This window comes from Pseudomonas sp. TH31 (genome assembly GCF_016650815.1).
In the GTDB taxonomy this organism is placed as follows: Bacteria; Pseudomonadota; Gammaproteobacteria; order Pseudomonadales; family Pseudomonadaceae; genus Aquipseudomonas.
Genome location: NZ_JAEKEZ010000029.1, coordinates 688553 through 706532, shown reverse-complemented (window position 1 = coordinate 706532; position 17980 = coordinate 688553). Strand labels below are relative to the sequence as shown.

19 protein-coding genes are annotated in these 17980 nt (G+C 60.0%); 15 read left to right on the top strand and 4 right to left on the bottom strand.

All coding sequences use genetic code 11. The features are described from left to right. Positions 1-21: 21 nt before the first annotated feature. A complete protein-coding gene (locus JFV26_RS22750; RefSeq protein ID WP_201195572.1) occupies positions 22-1023 on the top strand; it encodes a diguanylate cyclase domain-containing protein in 1002 nt (333 codons plus the stop codon). Between the two features lies 1 nt (position 1024). Here JFV26_RS22750 and JFV26_RS22745 read toward each other — a convergent pair whose 3' ends face one another. Further along, on the bottom strand, positions 1025-1288 hold the full coding sequence (locus JFV26_RS22745; protein ID WP_201195570.1) for a hypothetical protein: 264 nt from the start codon (positions 1286-1288) through the stop codon (positions 1025-1027). Between the two features lie 110 nt (positions 1289-1398). Between JFV26_RS22745 and prfB the strand changes: the two genes are divergently transcribed. The 7 genes from prfB to JFV26_RS22710 all read left to right on the top strand — a co-directional run bounded on the left by prfB (position 1399) and on the right by JFV26_RS22710 (position 8361). Beyond that, positions 1399-2494 (top strand): peptide chain release factor 2 gene (prfB, locus tag JFV26_RS22740; RefSeq protein ID WP_201195569.1). Its coding sequence is split into 2 segments (ribosomal slippage): positions 1399-1470 and positions 1472-2494, totalling 1095 coding nucleotides; the frame shifts between segments, so codons are not numbered across the junction. Between the two features lie 118 nt (positions 2495-2612). Continuing rightward, positions 2613-4115, top strand: coding sequence for a lysine--tRNA ligase (gene lysS / locus JFV26_RS22735; protein ID WP_201195567.1), 1503 nt, complete (start codon positions 2613-2615; stop codon positions 4113-4115). Between the two features lie 102 nt (positions 4116-4217). Beyond that, on the top strand, positions 4218-4934 hold the full coding sequence (locus tag JFV26_RS22730) for a TetR family transcriptional regulator (RefSeq protein WP_201195565.1): 717 nt from the start codon (positions 4218-4220) through the stop codon (positions 4932-4934). A gap of 156 nt (positions 4935-5090) precedes the next feature. Next, on the top strand, positions 5091-5657 hold the full coding sequence (locus tag JFV26_RS22725) for a hypothetical protein (protein WP_201195563.1): 567 nt from the start codon (positions 5091-5093) through the stop codon (positions 5655-5657). A 36-nt stretch (positions 5658-5693) separates the two neighbouring features. Further along, positions 5694-6971, top strand: coding sequence for a flavohemoglobin expression-modulating QEGLA motif protein (locus JFV26_RS22720; RefSeq protein ID WP_201195562.1), 1278 nt, complete (start codon positions 5694-5696; stop codon positions 6969-6971). 149 nt (positions 6972-7120) lie between these two features. Then, complete coding sequence (locus JFV26_RS22715) at positions 7121-8035, top strand: alpha/beta hydrolase (protein WP_201195560.1); 915 nt, start codon at positions 7121-7123, stop codon at positions 8033-8035. After that, positions 8032-8361: a hypothetical protein gene (locus JFV26_RS22710; protein ID WP_201195558.1), complete on the top strand. Its 330-nt coding sequence runs from the start codon at positions 8032-8034 to the stop codon at positions 8359-8361. The genes JFV26_RS22715 and JFV26_RS22710 overlap by 4 nt, the downstream gene beginning before the upstream one ends. 174 nt (positions 8362-8535) lie before the next feature. Here the strand turns inward: JFV26_RS22710 and JFV26_RS22705 are convergent, their stop codons facing one another. The 3 genes from JFV26_RS22705 to JFV26_RS22695 all read right to left on the bottom strand — a co-directional run bounded on the left by JFV26_RS22705 (position 8536) and on the right by JFV26_RS22695 (position 10513). Then, complete coding sequence (locus JFV26_RS22705) at positions 8536-9324, bottom strand: OmpA family protein (RefSeq protein ID WP_201195556.1); 789 nt, start codon at positions 9322-9324, stop codon at positions 8536-8538. Between the two features lie 55 nt (positions 9325-9379). Then, on the bottom strand, positions 9380-9793 hold the full coding sequence (locus JFV26_RS22700; RefSeq protein ID WP_201195555.1) for a DUF4398 domain-containing protein: 414 nt from the start codon (positions 9791-9793) through the stop codon (positions 9380-9382). Positions 9794-10168: 375 nt separating this feature from the next. Beyond that, positions 10169-10513, bottom strand: a complete 345-nt coding sequence (locus tag JFV26_RS22695; RefSeq protein WP_201195553.1) for a pilin assembly protein — start codon at positions 10511-10513, stop codon at positions 10169-10171. A gap of 201 nt (positions 10514-10714) precedes the next feature. Here JFV26_RS22695 and ppc point away from each other — a divergent pair, with 201 nt between their 5' ends. The 7 genes from ppc (at position 10715) to JFV26_RS22660 (ending at position 17980) form a co-directional block, all read left to right on the top strand. Next, a complete protein-coding gene (gene ppc, locus JFV26_RS22690) occupies positions 10715-13345 on the top strand; it encodes a phosphoenolpyruvate carboxylase (RefSeq protein ID WP_201195551.1) in 2631 nt (876 codons plus the stop codon). A 287-nt stretch (positions 13346-13632) separates the two neighbouring features. Further along, positions 13633-14280, top strand: a complete 648-nt coding sequence (adk, locus tag JFV26_RS22685) for an adenylate kinase (RefSeq protein WP_054047246.1) — start codon at positions 13633-13635, stop codon at positions 14278-14280. Positions 14281-14373: 93 nt separating this feature from the next. Next, on the top strand, positions 14374-15048 hold the full coding sequence (tsaB, locus tag JFV26_RS22680; RefSeq protein WP_201195549.1) for a tRNA (adenosine(37)-N6)-threonylcarbamoyltransferase complex dimerization subunit type 1 TsaB: 675 nt from the start codon (positions 14374-14376) through the stop codon (positions 15046-15048). Positions 15049-15258: 210 nt separating this feature from the next. Continuing rightward, entirely contained in the window at positions 15259-15567 is a 309-nt protein-coding gene (locus JFV26_RS22675) for a hypothetical protein (protein WP_201195547.1), read from the top strand. Beyond that, entirely contained in the window at positions 15567-16427 is an 861-nt protein-coding gene (locus tag JFV26_RS22670) for a DUF72 domain-containing protein (RefSeq protein WP_201195545.1), read from the top strand. Before JFV26_RS22675 ends, JFV26_RS22670 begins: the two co-directional genes overlap by 1 nt. 33 nt (positions 16428-16460) lie before the next feature. Further along, positions 16461-17282: an isocitrate lyase/PEP mutase family protein gene (locus JFV26_RS22665; RefSeq protein WP_201195543.1), complete on the top strand. Its 822-nt coding sequence runs from the start codon at positions 16461-16463 to the stop codon at positions 17280-17282. A gap of 2 nt (positions 17283-17284) precedes the next feature. After that, a complete protein-coding gene (locus tag JFV26_RS22660; RefSeq protein ID WP_201195542.1) occupies positions 17285-17980 on the top strand; it encodes an extensin-like domain-containing protein in 696 nt (231 codons plus the stop codon).

Below are 17980 nucleotides of genomic sequence, written 5' to 3'. Positions count from 1 at the left end.
GTAGTACTCAGGTGAACGCACATGAATGATTTACAGCTCGATGACTTCAAGACCGACGAAAACGCCGCGATGGTGTTGTTGGTGGACGATCAGGCGATGATCGGCGAGGCGGTTCGGCGCGGTCTGGCGAATCAGGAAAACATCGACTTCCACTTCTGCGCCGACCCGCACCAGGCCATCGCCCAGGCGATTCGGATCAAGCCGACGGTGATCCTTCAGGACTTGGTCATGCCCGGTCTCGACGGATTGAGTCTGGTGCGCGAATACCGTAATCACCCGGCGACCAAGGACATTCCGATCATCGTCCTGTCGACCAAGGAAGACCCGCTGATCAAAAGCGCGGCGTTCGCGGCCGGGGCCAACGATTACCTGGTGAAGCTGCCGGACAACATCGAACTGGTGGCGCGCATCCGCTATCACTCACGCTCCTACATGACGTTGTTGCAGCGCGATGCGGCTTACCGCGCATTGCGGGTCAGCCAGCAGCAGTTGCTCGACACCAACCTGGTGCTGCAACGCCTGATGAACTCCGACGGCCTGACCGGCCTGTCGAACCGCCGGCACTTCGACGAATACCTGGAACTGGAGTGGCGCCGTTCACTGCGTGACCAGACTCAACTGTCGCTGCTGATGATCGATGTGGACTACTTCAAGTCCTTCAACGACAGCTTCGGCCACCTCGAAGGCGACGAAGCCCTGCGCAAAGTCGCCACGGCGATTCGCGACGCCAGCGCCCGACCTTCGGACTTACCGGCCCGTTACGGTGGTGAAGAATTCGCGTTGGTGCTGCCCAACACCTCGCCGGGTGGTGCGCGGTTGGTGGCGGAAAAACTCCGTCAGACCGTGGCGGCGCTGAAGATTCCGCATGTATTCCCGGTGCAAGGTTCGAACCTGACCATTAGCATCGGCCTGTCGACCATCACCCCGCAACAGGGCAGCGATTGCCGGCAATTGATCTCGGCGGCGGACAAGGGGCTGTATCTGGCGAAGAACAATGGGCGTAACCAGGTGGGGATTGAGTAACTCACCACGATCCCTTGTAGCAGCTGCCGAGCTGCGCGAGGCTGCGTTCGGCGGCGCAGCCGTCGTAAACTGAAATACGATCCCTCGTAGCAACTGCCGAGCTGCGCGAGGCTGCGTTCGGTGCGGGCCGCGATCGGAAGGAGCCGTCGTAAAACCAGGCAACGCGGTCTTTTAGACACGCCGCGTTCGAAGGCTTGGCGAGGACTTCGTCCTCGAACGCAGCCTCGCGCAGCTCGGCAGCTGCTACAAGCGTCAACGTCTTCATGGCGGCGGCCCAAATCAATCACCCCTAAAGCCGCCAGGCGGGCTGCCGTGACAGCTTGATTACGTTATACTCGCCGGCTTTCAAAAGTTCGCCAACGAGTGCTGCCCGCCATGGAAATCAACCCGATCCTTAACAGTATCAAGGACCTGTCCGAGCGCTCCGAAACTATTCGGGGGTATCTTTGACTACGATCAAAAGCATGAGCGTCTGACTGAAGTCAATCGCGAGCTTGAAGATCCGGCTGTCTGGAACAACCCGTCGTATGCACAGGAACTGGGTCGCGAGCGCTCGCTGCTGGCTCAGATCGTCGAAACCCTCGACGAAATGCACACCGGTCTGGCCGATGCCAAAGACCTGCTGCTGATGTCCGCCGAAGAAGAAGACCAGGCCGCCGTCGATGACGTCGCTGCCGAAGTCGAACGTCTGCGCGAATCCCTGGAAAAACTCGAATTCCGTCGCATGTTCAGCGGTGAAATGGACGCCAACAACGCCTACCTGGACATCCAGGCCGGCTCTGGCGGTACCGAGGCCCAGGACTGGGCCAACATCCTGCTGCGCATGTACCTGCGCTGGGCTGACAAACGCGGTTTCGATGCGACCATCATGGAACTGTCGGCCGGTGAAGTTGCCGGTATCAAAGGCGCCACGATCCACATCAAGGGCGAATACGCCTTTGGCTGGTTGCGTACCGAAATCGGCGTGCACCGTCTGGTGCGCAAGAGCCCGTACGACTCCGGCAACCGCCGTCATACCTCGTTCTCGGCTGTGTTCGTGTCGCCGGAAATCGATGACAACATCGAAATCGACATCAACCCGTCGGACCTGCGCATCGACACCTACCGCTCCTCCGGTGCCGGTGGTCAGCACGTAAACACCACCGACTCGGCCGTACGTATCACCCACGTACCGTCCAACACCGTGGTCAGCTGCCAGAACGAACGCTCCCAGCACGCCAACAAAGACACCGCGATGAAAATGTTGCGGGCGCGCTTGTACGAGCAGGAAGTGCAGAAACGCAACGCCGCCTCCCAGGCCCTGGAAGACACCAAGTCGGACATCGGCTGGGGTCACCAGATTCGCTCCTACGTGCTCGATGCCTCGCGAATCAAGGATTTGCGCACTAACATCGAACGCAGTGACTGCGACAAGGTGCTCGACGGCGACATTGACGAATACTTGGTAGCCAGCTTGAAACAAGGGCTTTAAGGCCCGCTCTACAGGGTCACCACGACCCTGTAGGAGCGAGCGATGCGGCGCCCCGACTTGCCCGCGAACCCCGGCAGACAGCCGGGGGCAACGAACCTGTGATGGAATTTTTAAAGACATGAGCGACCTAGAACTCGACCCGCAAGCCCTGCAACAGGAAGAAAACTCCCTGATCGCCCTGCGCAAGGAAAAGCTGGCTGCCGAGCGCGCCAAGGGCCAGGCCTTCCCGAACGACTTCCGCCGTGATGCCTACTGCGAAGACTTGCAGAAGCAATACGCCGACAAGACCAAGGAAGAGCTGGCAGAGGCTGCAATCCCGGTCAAGGTTGCCGGTCGTCTCATGCTCAACCGTGGCTCGTTCATGGTGATCCAGGACATGTCCGGACGCATCCAGGTTTACGTCAACCGTAAAACCCTGTCCGAAGACACCCTGGCCGCCGTCAAAACCTGGGACCTGGGCGACATCATTGCAGCCGTTGGCACCCTGGCCCGTTCCGGCAAGGGCGACCTGTACGTCGAAATGACCAACGTGCGCCTGCTGACCAAATCCCTGCGCCCACTGCCGGACAAGCACCATGGTCTGTCCGACACCGAGCAACGCTACCGCCAGCGTTACGTTGACCTGATCGTCAACGAGGACGTGCGCAAGACCTTCCGCGTGCGTTCGCAAGTGATTGCGCACACTCGCAGCTTCCTGATGCAGCGTGACTTCCTGGAAGTCGAAACGCCGATGCTGCAAACCATTCCGGGTGGCGCGGCAGCCAAGCCGTTCGAAACGCACCACAATGCCCTGGACATGGGCATGTACCTGCGTATCGCGCCTGAGTTGTACCTCAAGCGCCTGGTTGTCGGCGGTTTCGAGAAAGTCTTCGAGATCAACCGCAACTTCCGTAACGAAGGCGTTTCGACCCGTCACAACCCTGAATTCACCATGTTGGAGTTCTACCAGGCTTACGCCGACTACGAAGACAACATGGACCTGACCGAAGAGCTGTTCCGCGAACTGGCTCAGCTGGTTCTGGGCAGCACCGACGTCCCTTACGGCGACAAAGTGTTCCACTTCGGCGAGCCGTTCGTGCGCCTGTCGGTGTTCGACTCGATCCTCAAGTACAACCCCGAGCTGACCGCAGACGACCTGACCGACATCGACAAGGCTCGCGCCATCGCCAAGAAGGCCGGCGCCAAGGTGCTGGGCTTTGAAGGCCTGGGCAAGCTGCAGGTGATGATTTTCGAAGAGCTGGTCGAGCACAAGCTGGAACAGCCGCACTTCATTACCCAGTACCCGTTCGAAGTGTCGCCACTGGCCCGCCGCAACGATGACAACCCGAACGTCACCGACCGTTTCGAGCTGTTTATCGGTGGTCGCGAAATCGCCAACGCCTACTCCGAGTTGAACGACGCGGAAGACCAGGCCGAGCGCTTCATGGCTCAAGTGGCCGACAAGGACGCTGGTGACGACGAAGCCATGCACTACGACGCCGACTTCGTTCGCGCGCTGGAGTACGGCATGCCGCCAACGGCCGGCGAAGGCATCGGCATCGATCGTCTGGTGATGTTGTTGACCAACTCACCGTCGATTCGCGATGTGATCCTGTTCCCGCACATGCGGCCGCAAGCGTAAGCGTTTCAGTAAAAAAGCCGCCTAAAACAGGCGGCTTTTTATTGCCTGTCTGGTACAAACGTATCAACTGGTTACTTTTGGCGTGAGAGAGGAATACCTGTCGTGAATCGTGCAATGGCTCAAGAAGGTGCAGCGGGTATCGCCACTGCGGTCGCTGAAAGCGTTCAGTACCAGGGCCGCAAGGCCAGCCGACAGGGCAGCGAACAGCGTCGACAGGATATTCTCGATGCGGCCATGCGCATTGTCGTGCGTGATGGCGTGCGGGCGGTGCGGCACCGTGCCGTGGCGGCAGAGGCCGGTGTGCCGTTGTCGGCCACCACTTACTATTTCAAGGATATCGATGACCTGCTCACCGATACCTTCGCCCAATACGTGGAACGCAGTGCGGCCTACATGGGCAAACTGTGGGCCAGCAATGAAGGGCTGTTGCGCGAGATGGTCGTCAGCGGCGATGGCACGCCGGAGTCGCGCTCGCAGTTGGCGGACGATATTGCGCGGCTGATGGCCGACTATGTTCACCGGCAATTGATCAATCGTCGCGAGCACTTGATGGCCGAGCAAGCCTTCCGCCAGGAAGCGTTGCTCAACCCGCGCCTGGCCCTGTTGGTGCGCTCCCATCAGCAAATTCTGCTGCAGGGCACCTGCCAGCTTTTTGAAGTGCTGGGTTCCCGTGAACCCCAACAAGATGCCAAGGTGTTGACGGCGATTATCGGACGGATGGAATATCAGGGCCTGCTCAACGAAGCCGAGCCTGAGGCCGAAGTGCAAATGCTCGGTATCCTTGCGCGGTATATGCATTTGGTACTCGCGTCGGTGTAACCCCGTATCCCCGTAGGAGCTGCCGAAGGCTCGGGCCGCGTTCGGACGATCTTTTGATCTTGATCTTCGACGATACCCGTACCGCTAAAGATCAAAAGATCGCAGCCTGCGGCAGCTCCTACAGAAGCGCTGTGTGATGTCGATAGGGAGTGTTGAATGAAAGCCTGGCGCGTCGTAGTGATCGCCTTGTCGTTCCTGCTGCTCAGTGGCTGTCTGGTGACCTTCAAGGAACCGCTGGCTTCGAGCGAACCCGCGCCCAAAGGGCTGCTCGGCAAATGGACCAGCACCAACGCCTGGGGCGAACCGATGAACCTTGAGCTGACGCGCCTCGGCGACAACCGCTATCAAGCCGTCAGCTACTTCAAGGCCAAGCCCGGTGAGCGCGAGGCCTATCCCTTTACGGTGTCGCGCCACGGCAATCGCTGGTACCTGTCTGCTGCGGTACCGGCCAGATTCGGCGGGCATTTCACGATTGCCGGTTTTGAACTCAACGAACAGCATGAACTGGTGGTCTACAACCTCGACCTTGAGCAGATTAACCAGGCCATGGGGCAAAAAGTCCTCAGTGGCGAAGGCTTCCAGACGGACGACGGCGACGGTGTGTTGATCAACAACAGCCTGGACCGGGTCTTCGCTTACCTCGACGACCCGGCCAATTCCGATGTATTCGTCGAAGCCGTGCGCTATCAGCGCCTGGCCAAAGCCAAAGCTAAAGTCAAATAAATCCAGCACCTAACGGTTTTTCTACAGGAGTTTCGGGTGGACGATTACCAGCAGACGATACGCATTTTGTCCGATCGCATAGTGCTGGCGCAGACGCCGATTCGCGTCCTCGATGCGGTCAAATGGGACGAAAACATCCGCAAGGGCTTTCTCAAGGCCAAGGGCAAGGAAATGCCAGCGGTAGACCGCGACTATTACCTGAACCGGCCGCTGTCCTTTGACTCCAGCAAGGTGAAGCTGGAATTCCAGAACATCGAGCGCGACATCACCCGTCAGCTTGGCCAGTTCAACCCGGTCGGCCAGATCATGCGCCGCATGTGCAAGGAATACCGGATGGTGGTGCGCATGCTCGAAGCGCGCGGCACCGAGGATTTCGGGCTGATTTCCCAGGAATTGTACGGCGCCGCTTCCGACGCGTTCCACGCCGGTGACCCGACCCTGGCCGACCTGGGCCTGATGATGTCCGATTACCTGAACAATATCGACGGCCGTGGCGACCTGAAGGACGAACCGAAAATCCTCACCGCCAAGGACGCCGTTCACTTGCTGCAAACCCGTTTGAACAAGGTGTTTGGCGAGGCCGAGGAAACCATTCGGGTATTCGAGTCCGACGGGATCGTCGCCGATGCGGCGGCGGGTGCCGACTACATCAAGATCCGCGCCGATGCGATGTTTAACGATCGCGACGTTCGGGCGTTGGAAGTCCACGAAGGGCTGGTGCATGTGGGCACGACCCTCAACGGCTTGAACCAGCCAATCTGCACCTTCCTGTCCAAGGGCCCGCCGTCGTCGACGGTGACCCAGGAAGGCCTGGCGATCCTGATGGAAATCATTACTTTTGCCTCGTACCCGAGCCGACTGCGCAAACTGACTAACCGTACCCGCGCGATTCACATGGTCGAGGAGGGCGCAGACTTCTTGCAGGTGTTCGAGTTCTTCCGCGAGCAAGGCTTCGAAATGGCCGAAAGCTACGGCAACGCCAGTCGGGTTTTCCGCGGTTCGGTGCCCAATGGGCTGCCATTTACCAAAGACTTGTCCTACCTCAAGGGCTTTATCATGGTTTACAACTACATTCAGTTGGCCGTGCGTAAAGGCAAGCTTGAGCAGATACCGCTGCTGTTTTGCGGCAAGACCACGCTGGAAGACATGCGGACCTTGCGCCAATTGGTCGATGAAGGCCTGGTGGTGCCGCCCAAGTATTTGCCGGATCAGTTCCGCGACTTGAACGCCCTGTCGGCGTGGATGTGCTTCTCCAACTTCCTCAATCACCTGAGCCTGGACCGGATCGAAGCGGATTACTCGAACATTTTATAACCACCACATTCCATTGTAGGAGCAAGGCTTGCCCGCGATGAACGATGATGCGGTTTACCTGGATTGACGCGGTGTTCCCATCGCGGGCAAGCCTTGCTCCTACAGGTTGGCGGTGTATTCCAACTCCATTTTTCGCGAGGTTTCAACGGATGAGAATCCTCGGCATCTTCTGTCTGCTCCTGACCCTCGGCGGTTGCAGTTCGCTGCTGTTTTACCCCGAACCCGGCCAGCCGTTCACCCCGGACAAAGCCAAACTCGAATTTCGCGACGTCACCCTGGTCACCGCCGACGGCCTGAAGCTGCATGGTTGGTGGCTGCCAGCGGCAAAAGGCGTCGAGGTCAAAGGCACGGTGCTGCACCTGCATGGCAACGGCGGCAACCTGTCTTACCACTTGGGCGGTAGTTGGTGGTTGCCGAAAGAGGGTTACCAGGTGTTGCTGGTGGACTACCGCGGTTATGGCTTGTCCGAAGGCAAACCGTCGCTGCCGGAGATCTATCAGGATATCGACGCCGCCTTCAAATGGCTCGACCAGGCGCCCGAGGTCAAGGGCAAGCCGTTGATCGTTCTGGGCCAGAGCCTCGGCGGCTCGATGGCCGTGCATTACCTGGTCCAGCACCCGGAACGCCAGCCCCAACTCAAGGCCTTGGTCCTCGACGGTGCGCCCGCCAGCTACCGGGATGTCGGTCGATTTGCCCTGACTACCTCGTGGCTGACCTGGCCATTTCAGGTGCCGTTGTCGTGGCTGGTGCCGGACGGCGACAGCGCGATCAACTCCATGGCGCAGCTCAAGGGCGTGCCGAAACTGATCTACCACAGCATCGACGACAACCTCGTGCCCCTTTCCAACGGCATTCGTCTGTATCAAGCTGCGCCGCCGCCGCGGGTGCTGCAACTGACCCGTGGCGGTCATGTGCAGACCTTCGCCGACCCGGTCTGGCGTCAGGTGATGCTGCGCTACCTCGAAGATCCGCAGCATTTCAATGGTCTGCGCCGCCTGGGTGAAATCCCGAATTACCCGGTGCCCCTGAATTCAAAAGATGAACCACCAGAGAGTCCGCAATGAGTGAAGAACGTAACGCCATCCCGATGATCCTCACCGGTATCTGCACCATCCTCGGCACCGTCGGGGTGCTGTGGTACTACGGCTACCTGCACTTCGCCAAGCCTGAGGATGCGTTGCTGCTCAACGAATTCACCATGCTCAAGACCGTGCCGGGCGAAGACTACAAAATCGCCCTGGAACCGGCCGCGCAAGTGGCCCAATGCGTCGATGGCGTGCTGGTGCTGTTCGACACCGAACAGAAAGGCCTGAGCGGCGTATTGATCAATGGCCAGAAAAAGGCCGTGCGCTGCATGGGCCAGGAAACGCCGCAAAAACTCGAGCAGTAGCGTGCCCGAAAAGATCGCAGCCTCGTTGCACTCGACAGCTCCTACAGAAGCACGCGAGCTGTGTAGGAGCTGTGTAGGAGCTGTCGAGTGCAACGAGGCTGCGATCTTTTGATCCTAAAGACAAAAGCCCCGCCTGATCAGATCAGGCGGGGCTTTTGCGTTTCAGCGTAATGCTTAGTTCGAGCTGACTGCCGAACGTGGCACCACGGGCTGGTTGTCGTTGGAAATGGTCACTTCCACTCGACGGTTCATTGCACGACCCGACACGCTGCCGTTTTCGGCAACCGGGTATTCCTTGCCATAACCCTGGGCGACGATGCGCGCGGGATCAACGCCCATTTTTACCAGCGCCGTGCGTACCGAACCGGCACGACGCTCGGACAGCGACTGGTTGTGGCTCGCGGTGCCGGTGCTGTCGGTGTAACCCTCGACAATTACTTTACGGTCCGGGTTTTCCTGAAGGAACTGCGCCAGCTTGTTGATGTTCACCAGGCCGCTGGACTTCAGATCAGCACGGTCGGTGGCGAACAGCACGTCACCGAAGGTGACCAAGGTGCCGCGATCAGTCTGCTTGGCGTTCAGGCTGTCTTGCAGTTGCTTGATCTGCTGGTCACGGGCATCCAGACGCGCCTGGGCACGTTGGGCCGCCGCGTTTTTCAGGTTGTTTTCAGCGGTGCGCAGGGCGATGGTCTGCTTGGCCACCTCCACACGCTGGTTGGTCAGGTAGGCCAGTTGATCAACCTTGGCCTGGTTTTCCCTGTCCTGGTAGGCCTTGTCAGCCTTGTCCAGGTAATCACTGGCGTCTTTGGTCTCAAGGGCCGCGACTTTGCTCGCTTGCGGGTTGGCTTGCAGGCCGGAGTAGTTCACGCGGGCCTGTTCCAGGTTCGCGTTCGGCGGGGTGGAGCAAGCAGCCAGGGCAACGCTTGCGGCCAGGAGAGCGGGGATCATCAATTGTTTACGCATAATGGTTCGTCCTTTCTATCGATAAGAGCTTCAGGCGTGTGGTCCGGATGCGCGCTTACTGCACAGTGCGCTGACTTTCCTGACGCAGTTCCTGAACACCTTTCTGGGAATCCTTCAGCGCCTGTTCGGCCTTCATCGCCTGGGCCTTGCGTTCAGCGACGCGAGCATCCCATTCAGCTTGCTCGGCGAGGGTCCGGGCTTCGTCATACTTTTTGTCGTGCATGGCGATTTCGGCTTGTTTGAGCTTGTCCTGGGCGGACTTCATTTCCACGGCTGCGAACTCGGTACCGCCAGCGCTGACGGCGCTGTTAACGGCCGATTGGGTCACGGCGTACTGCTCGGTCGGCGGGTTGCCAGCGCAACCGGCCAGAACGAAGCTGCTGCCGATCGCCAAGGCAGCCAGTTTCAGACCGCGCAGGTGGGTGAACGAGGATTTGGCGGTGCTGGTCTTCATGGTCTTCAACTCCATTGGATAACTCCTGAAAAACATCAAATTCCATCCTGGTTAAAGGAGCCGTCACCGAACGTTAAAAGCGTGAAATGAAACGGCCGTACCAGGCGTGGTTAATGGGTACGACCCGAGGCGTTTTTCAAAAGTTCAGAGAAGATGGCCTATCGCCTGAAAAAACCTTGATCGAGCGGACAAAGCTCTAAACCGGGAATTTTGGCAATGCGCAGCGATATTCCCGGCCTTTTCGAGACTCGGGAACACGCCATTTTTGAAGGGGAATGCAAGTCAATGTGGAGCGGGCTTGCTCGCGAAAGCGGTCTGACATTCAACATCTTTGTTGCCTGGAACACCGCTTTCGCGAGCAAGCCCGCTCCCACAGGTTTTGCGACGGGATCAATGTTTTTGCTTGTCGCTACCGGCCGATAAATCGTGCAAATGACGACGGGACAATGCCAGAAAACGCGGGGTCGGACCGACGTCTTCGTACAGCGGGTCACCTTCTTCGTCGGTCGCCACCACGGTCTGGCCTCTCACGTAGGGGAAACTTGCCTCGAGCTCCTCAAGCGCCGCGCCGATCAGTTCGCCCAGCAGTTCTTCGGGATGCCGTTTAGGGTACATCTCGGTAATCGCTGCCAGCCGGGCGGCGGCTTCCACGTCCAGGTGAATCGTGTAGCCAGTGTCGGTCAGGCGACCCTTGGCGTTTTCTTCCCAATGCTGGGCCAGCTCGCGAATTTTCATAATGACCTCATGGCGCTCCTGCTCGTGGCAGGCAGGGTGAGTGTCCGGCTTTGGCCGGCGGCAGCCGTTGTGCGGCTTACTGTTGAGACTAGCTTTAACGCCTAAGGTTTAAAGTCCCTTCGTCGTTTGCTTGTAAGAACCGCTTTACGGCGGCACTCTTGATGTTCTTAGCCGCCCGGATTTTTTGCTGGAGAACTGCTGATGACCGATATTGATGCACGCTTGCGCGAGGACGTTCACCTGTTGGGTGAGCTGTTGGGCAACACCATTCGTGAACAGTACGGGGATGGCTTTCTCGACAAGATCGAGCAGATCCGCAAGGGCGCCAAGGCCGACCGTCGCGGTTCGATGGACGCCGAACTCAGCGCCAGCCTCAACCAATTGAGCGAAGACGAGTTGCTGCCGGTGGCGCGGGCGTTCAACCAGTTCCTCAACCTGGCCAATATCGCCGAGCAATATCAGCTGATTCACCGCCGTGAAGAGTCGCAACCGGCGCCGTTCGAAGCCCGGGTGCTGCCGGAACTGCTCGCCCGTCTGCGTGCCGAAGGCCACAGCGCCGAATCCCTTGCGCGGCAACTCGGTCGACTGGAAATCGAGTTGGTGTTAACCGCTCACCCGACCGAAGTCGCCCGCCGCACGCTGATACAGAAATACGACGCCATTGCCGCGCAACTGGCCGCCCAGGATCATCGTGACCTGACCAGCGCCGAGCGCGAGCAGATCCAGGCGAAATTGCAGCGTCTGATCGCCGAAGCCTGGCACACCGAAGAAATCCGCCGCACCCGCCCGACGCCTGTCGACGAAGCCAAATGGGGCTTTGCGGTGATCGAGCATTCGCTGTGGCAAGCCATTCCCAACTATTTGCGCAAAGCCGATCTAGCGCTGCACGCGGCGACTGGCCTGCGTTTGCCATTGGAAGCGGCGCCCATTCGCTTCGCCTCGTGGATGGGTGGCGATCGCGACGGCAACCCGAATGTCACGGCGGCGGTCACCCGCGAAGTGCTGTTGCTGGCGCGCTGGATGGCGGCTGATTTGTACCTGCGCGATGTCGATCACCTGGCTGCCGAGTTGTCGATGCAGCAGGCCAGCGAAGCGCTGAAAGCCAAGGCCGGCGACAGCGCCGAGCCGTATCGTGCGGTGCTCAAGCAATTGCGTGAACGCCTGCGGGCAACTCGCAACTGGGCCCAGGCATCCTTGAAAGTGAGCACGCCAGCCACCGCCGATGTGCTGCAAAACAACCGCGACCTGCTGGATCCGCTCGAACTGTGTTTCAACTCGCTGCATGAGTGCGGCATGGGCGTGATTGCCGACGGTCCGCTGCTCGATTGCCTGCGCCGGGCGGTGACCTTTGGCTTGTTCCTGGTCCGTCTCGACGTGCGTCAGGATTCGTCGCGGCACACCGCTGCCATGACTGAAATCACCGATTACCTGGGCCTCGGTCGTTACGAAGACTGGAGCGAGGAAGAGCGCATCGTCTTCCTGATGCGCGAACAGAACAATCGTCGGCCCTTGCTGCCGGCGTACTTCAAACCTTCTGCCGATACAGCCGAAGTGCTGGCGACCTGCCGGGAAATCGCCGCCGCACCGGGGGCGTCCCTCGGTTCTTACGTAATCTCCATGGCCGGCGCCGCTTCCGATGTGCTCGCGGTGCAACTGTTGCTCAAAGAGGCCGGCGTGTTGCGCCCGATGCGTGTGGTGCCGCTGTTCGAAACCCTCGCCGACCTCGATAACGCCGGCCCGGTGATCGAAAAGCTGTTGCTGCTGCCGGGCTATCGCGCGCGCCTGCAAGGGCCGCAGGAAGTGATGATCGGTTATTCCGATTCGGCCAAGGACGCCGGCACCACGGCGGCGGCCTGGGCGCAGTATCGGGCGCAGGAACGCCTGGTCGATATCTGCCGCGAGCAGCAAGTGGAACTGCTGTTGTTCCACGGTCGCGGTGGCACCGTGGGCCGCGGCGGTGGCCCGGCGCACGCGGCGATTCTGTCGCAGCCGCCGGGGTCGGTGGCGGGGCGCTTCCGTACCACCGAGCAGGGGGAAATGATTCGATTCAAATTCGGCCTGCCGGACATCGCTGAACAGAACCTCAATCTGTATCTGGCCGCGGTGCTCGAAGCGACCTTGCTGCCGCCACCACCGCCGGAACCTGCCTGGCGTCATCTGATGGACGAATTGGCGGCCGATGGCGTCAGTGCTTACCGCGCCGTGGTGCGGGAAAATCCCCAATTCGTCGAGTACTTCCGTCAGTCGACCCCGGAACAGGAACTCGGCCGTTTGCCATTGGGCAGCCGCCCGGCCAAACGCCGCGCCGGCGGGATTGAAAGCCTGCGCGCCATCCCGTGGATCTTCGGCTGGACCCAGACGCGCCTGATGCTGCCGGCCTGGCTTGGATGGGAAGCGGCGCTGAGCAAGGCGCTTGAGCGCGGTGAAGGTGAACTGCTGGGGCAGATGCGCGAGCAGTGGCCATTCTTCCGCACCCGCATCGATATGCTGGAAATGGTGCTGGCCAAGGCTGACGCGGACATCGCGCGGTCTTACGATGAGCGGCTGGTGGAGCCGGATCTGCTGCCTTTGGGTGTGCACTTACGCGACCTATTGTCGCAGGCCTGCGCGGTGGTCCTTGGCCTGACTGGCCAGTCGCAGCTACTGGCACATAGCCCTGACACCCTGGAATTCATTCGCCTGCGCAACACCTACCTCGACCCGCTTCATCTATTGCAGGCCGAGCTGTTGGCCCGTTCCCGGCAACAGGAAGTGGCGCAGGGCAGCCCGGTAGAACAGGCGCTGCTAGTGTCTGTGGCGGGGATTGCCGCCGGTTTGCGAAATACCGGCTAAGGTTTTCCTCTTGGGTCCGGGCACTCGGCACGCCGGCCCGGTGCCCTTGGGCGCAGGCCCGAAAAGGTTTGGCAGGCGACAGTTAATGACGGGGTTGCGACTTGGGGTACCCCGTCCCAAGGTCGCGATGGGCGCGGGTTTCTCCGACTTTCGGCGGCTTGTGTGGGCAGGGCCTGCTGTGTATCTTGATCAGCCTTTGGCCGTTTGGGCGGCCACGACCCTATTTTTGAGATTGGCCCCACGAGGCGAATCTGACGTTATCTATATAAAAATTGAGGAGCACATCGATGCGCGTCATTCTGCTGGGAGCTCCCGGGGCCGGTAAAGGTACTCAGGCTAAGTTCATCACCGAAAAATTCGGCATTCCGCAAATCTCCACGGGTGACATGCTGCGTGCAGCGGTCAAGGCCGGCACCGAGCTGGGCCTGATCGCCAAGAGCGTCATGGACAGCGGTGGTCTGGTCTCCGATGACCTGATCATTAACCTGGTCAAGGAACGCATCAGCCAGGCCGATTGCGCCAACGGTTTCCTGTTCGACGGTTTCCCGCGCACCATTCCCCAGGCTGAAGCCCTGGTGAAGGCCGGCGTCGAACTGGACCACGTGGTCGAAATCGACGTCAAAGACGAAGACATCGTCCAGCGTATCGCCGGTCGTCGTGTTCACGAGGCTTCCGGTCGCGTGTACCACATCGTCTACAACCCGCCGAAAATTGCCGGTAAAGACGACATCACCGGTGACGAACTGGTGCAACGCAAAGACGATACCGAAGAAACTGTGCGTCATCGTCTTTCGGTCTACCACGCTCAGACCGAGCCGCTGGTGAAGTTTTACCAGGAGCTGTCCACCGCTCAGGGCAAACCGAAGTACAGCCACATCGAAGGTGTTGGTTCGGTTGAAGCGATCACCGGCAAGGTGCTTGAAGCGCTGAACTGAAAAGACTGAATCGCTTCATCTTCTACGGCCCGCTTGCGGGCCGTAGTTGTTTATACTGACGTACTTTTTCTGACCTCTCTTACGGAAACATCGATGAGCACCTTGCTGGCCCTGGACACCGCGACTGAAGCTTGCTCCGTTGCCTTGCTGCATAACGGCAAGGTCACGAGCCATTACGAGGTGATCCCGCGCCTGCATGCGCAGAAGCTGCTGCCGATGATCCAGCAATTACTGGCCGACGCCGGTACCAGCCTGCAAGCGGTGGACGCCATCGCATTCGGCCGTGGGCCGGGTGCTTTCACCGGCGTGCGGATCGCCATCGGCGTGGTGCAGGGTTTGGCGTTTGCACTGGAGCGTCCGGTGTTGCCGGTGTCCAACCTCGCGGTATTGGCTCAGCGCGCTTATCGTGAACAGGGTGTGAGCCAGGTCGCATCGGCCATCGATGCGCGGATGGATGAAGTGTACTGGGGTTGCTACCGCGAAACGGCGGGGGAGATGCGGCTTGTCGGTAACGAAGCCGTGTTGCCGCCGGAAGTGGCGGCATTGCCGGCCGATGCCAGTGGCGAGTGGTTCGGCGCGGGCACGGGTTGGGGCTATGCCGAGCGTATCGGCGTCAACCTGATCGGGCAGGATGCCGGGATGTTGCCCCATGCCGAAGACCTGCTGGCGCTGGCGCGGTTTGCCTGGGAACGGGGCGAGGCGATTGTGGCGGATGAGGCGCAGCCGGTTTATTTGCGCGATAAAGTCGCGACGCCGAAAGCGCGGTAATCCGCTAAAAAGATCACAGCCTCCGGCAGCGCCCACAGGCGCGTAGGAGCTGCCGAAGGCTGCGATCTTTTATTTTGAATCCACCAATCGTCAGTTTCTACCCCTGCGCCTTAAACCTTTTTCCTTTTATGTGTTCTAGTTATCACTCGACAGTTTGCGAAGTGGGTAATGCGCCACTAAACTGCCATCATTGATACCGAGCATGCACTTATGCGTATAGACGGCCTTTCCTCTCAGTCCTACCCCATCAAGCGCAAGCCTCGCAAAGGCAATGTCGCGCTGGATGAATCCGTCGATGACATCGACGGCGAGCTGGAATTTCCGTCCGAAGAGCAACTGGCCGCCCGCGCTGCCAAAGCCTGCGCGCAACGCTTGAGTAATCTCCCCGCCCGTCAGCAAGACATGATTTACCACCGCGCCATGAGCAAAAGCGTAGCGATGGCGTTGGCCAGCTACCTGAGCACCGCCGGTTTTGTCGACTGGGACGCTGATGTGCTGGGCCTCGACCTGTACATCTGATGTTGTTGCCTTATTACCTCGGCTGCCCGTCCTGGAGTGAAAACGCCTGGCGCGATTACCTCTATCCACAAGACGCCAAACCCGCCGAGTTTCTGAGTCTCTATTCCCAAGTGTTCAACGCCGTTGAAGGCAACACGACCTTCTACGCGAGCCCGTCTGCCGCCACCGTGCAGCGCTGGGCCGAGACCATGCCCGAACACTTTCGCTTCACCGCCAAATTCCCCGGTGACATCAGCCACGGCGGTGACCTGCGTGAACAACTGACTGCGGCCGAAACCTTCCTTCAACTGCTCAGCCCACTGGGCGAGCGGGTGTCCCCGGTCTGGCTGCAATTGTCCAAAAGCTTCACCCCGCAGCGACTCTCCGAGCTGGCCGGTTTTATCGACGCCGTCGACCGACCGCTGGCGGTCGAAGTTCGGCATGACGCATTCTTTGCCAAGGGCGATGCCGAACGCGTGCTCAATCGCTTGCTGCTGGATCGCGGTGTCGAGCGTATCTGTCTCGACCCGCGAGCGCTGTTCAGTTGTATCTCGACCGATCCTTCGGTGCTCCACGCCCAATCGAAAAAGCCCAAGGTGCCACCGCGCCCGGCGGCATTCACGCAATTTCCGCAGGTGCGTTTCATCGGCCATCCGCAGCTTGAGGCCAATGATCCGTTCCTGGTGCAGTGGGTCGAGAAAATCGCCGTGTGGATCGAAGAGGGCCGCACGCCCTATATTTTCCTGCACACCGCCGACAACCTGCTGGCGGCGAAACTGGCGCAACGTTTTCACGCACAGTTGATGACGCGTTTGCCTGGCTTGCCGCCGCTGCCTGAGCTATACAGAGAACCCGCCGCCGAGCAACTTGGCCTGCTCTGAAGCGGATTTTTTCCTCTTCTCAGGAGCCTGCCAATGGATGCGCAAACCCTTCGAGCCCAGGCGTTCAAAGCGCTGCATGAACGCGTGGGGGCTTTTGTCATTCCCAACCCTTGGGACGCCGGTTCGGCGAAAATGCTCGCCAGCCTTGGTTTCGAGGCGCTGGCGACCACTAGCGCCGGTTATGCCTTTTCTAATGGTCGCGCCGATGGTGCGTTGACCCTCGACGACACCCTGCTGAACGTCGAGGCGATTGTGGCGGCCACGGATTTGCCGGTGGCGGTCGATCTGGAAAACGGCTTCGCAGACGACCCAGCCGAATGCGCGCAGAGCATTTTGCGCGCGGCGGCGGCAGGCGCTGTCGGCGGCTCGATCGAAGATGCCACTGGACGTGAAGAGGCACCGATTTACTGCTTCGAGCACGCCGTGGCGCGCATTGAAGCCTCTGCCGCCGCCGCGCGCAGTCTGCCTTTTCCTTTCATGCTGACGGCCCGGGCCGAGAATTTTCTGCACGGCAATCCGGACCTGGCCGACACCATCCGCCGCTTGCAGGCGTTCGCCGAAGCTGGCGCCGATGTGTTGTATGCGCCGGGTCTGCGCAGTGCCGAGGATGTGTTGGCGGTGGTCCGTGCCGTGGCGCCGAAACCGGTCAATGTGTTGATGTCCGGCGGCCTCAGGTTGACGGTCGAGCAGTTGAGTGAAATGGGCGTCAAACGCATCAGCGTCGGCTCGGCGCTGGCCCTTGCGGCGTATGGCGAGTTCTATCGCGCGGCTGAAGAGATCAAGACGTCGGGCACGTTCAGCTTTACCTCGCGTTCCATGCCGTACGCGCAGGCCAATACGTTTTTCAAAGGCTGAAGATGCGGTTGGCAAAGGGATTGCTGCTGGTGTTGTTGCTCATCGGTGCGGCGGGGCTGGGCGTCTGGGGTGGCTGGATTCCCGTGCCGGCGCAATGGAACCCTTGGGCGCCATTGGATGTGAACGCCGCGCCGAACCTGCTGACCCGCTTCAAGCTGATGCGCCTGCGCGATGATCCGCAATTGTGCGATCAAGCCCTGAGCCGTTCAGGTCTACGCGTCACCCGTCAGGCCGACAGCCCGGGTGGGGACTGCCCGTTGACCAACACCTTGCGCGTTCAGGGTGGTGAGGTGGCCCTGAGCAGCAGTTTCCTCGCCAGTTGCCCGTTGGCGGTGGCGTTTGCCCTGTTCGAGCGCCACGCCTTGCAGCCAGCGTCTCAGGCTGTCTACGGCCAGGCAGTGACGCGGGTCGATCACCTCGGCAGTTTCGCCTGCCGCAACATTTACAACCGCGAGAACGGCACCCGCAGTCAGCATGCCAGCGCGAATGCACTGGATATTGCCGGTTTCCGTCTGGCCGACGGCCGAACCATCAGCGTGCTCAAGGATTGGCCCAGGGATAATCAGGACGCGCGGTTTCTACGGCAAGTGCGCGACGGCGCCTGCGACATGTTCAGTGTGGTGTTGAGCCCGGACTACAACGCCGCCCATCGCAATCACTTTCATCTGGATGTCGGGCCGTGGTGGGTGTGTCGCTGA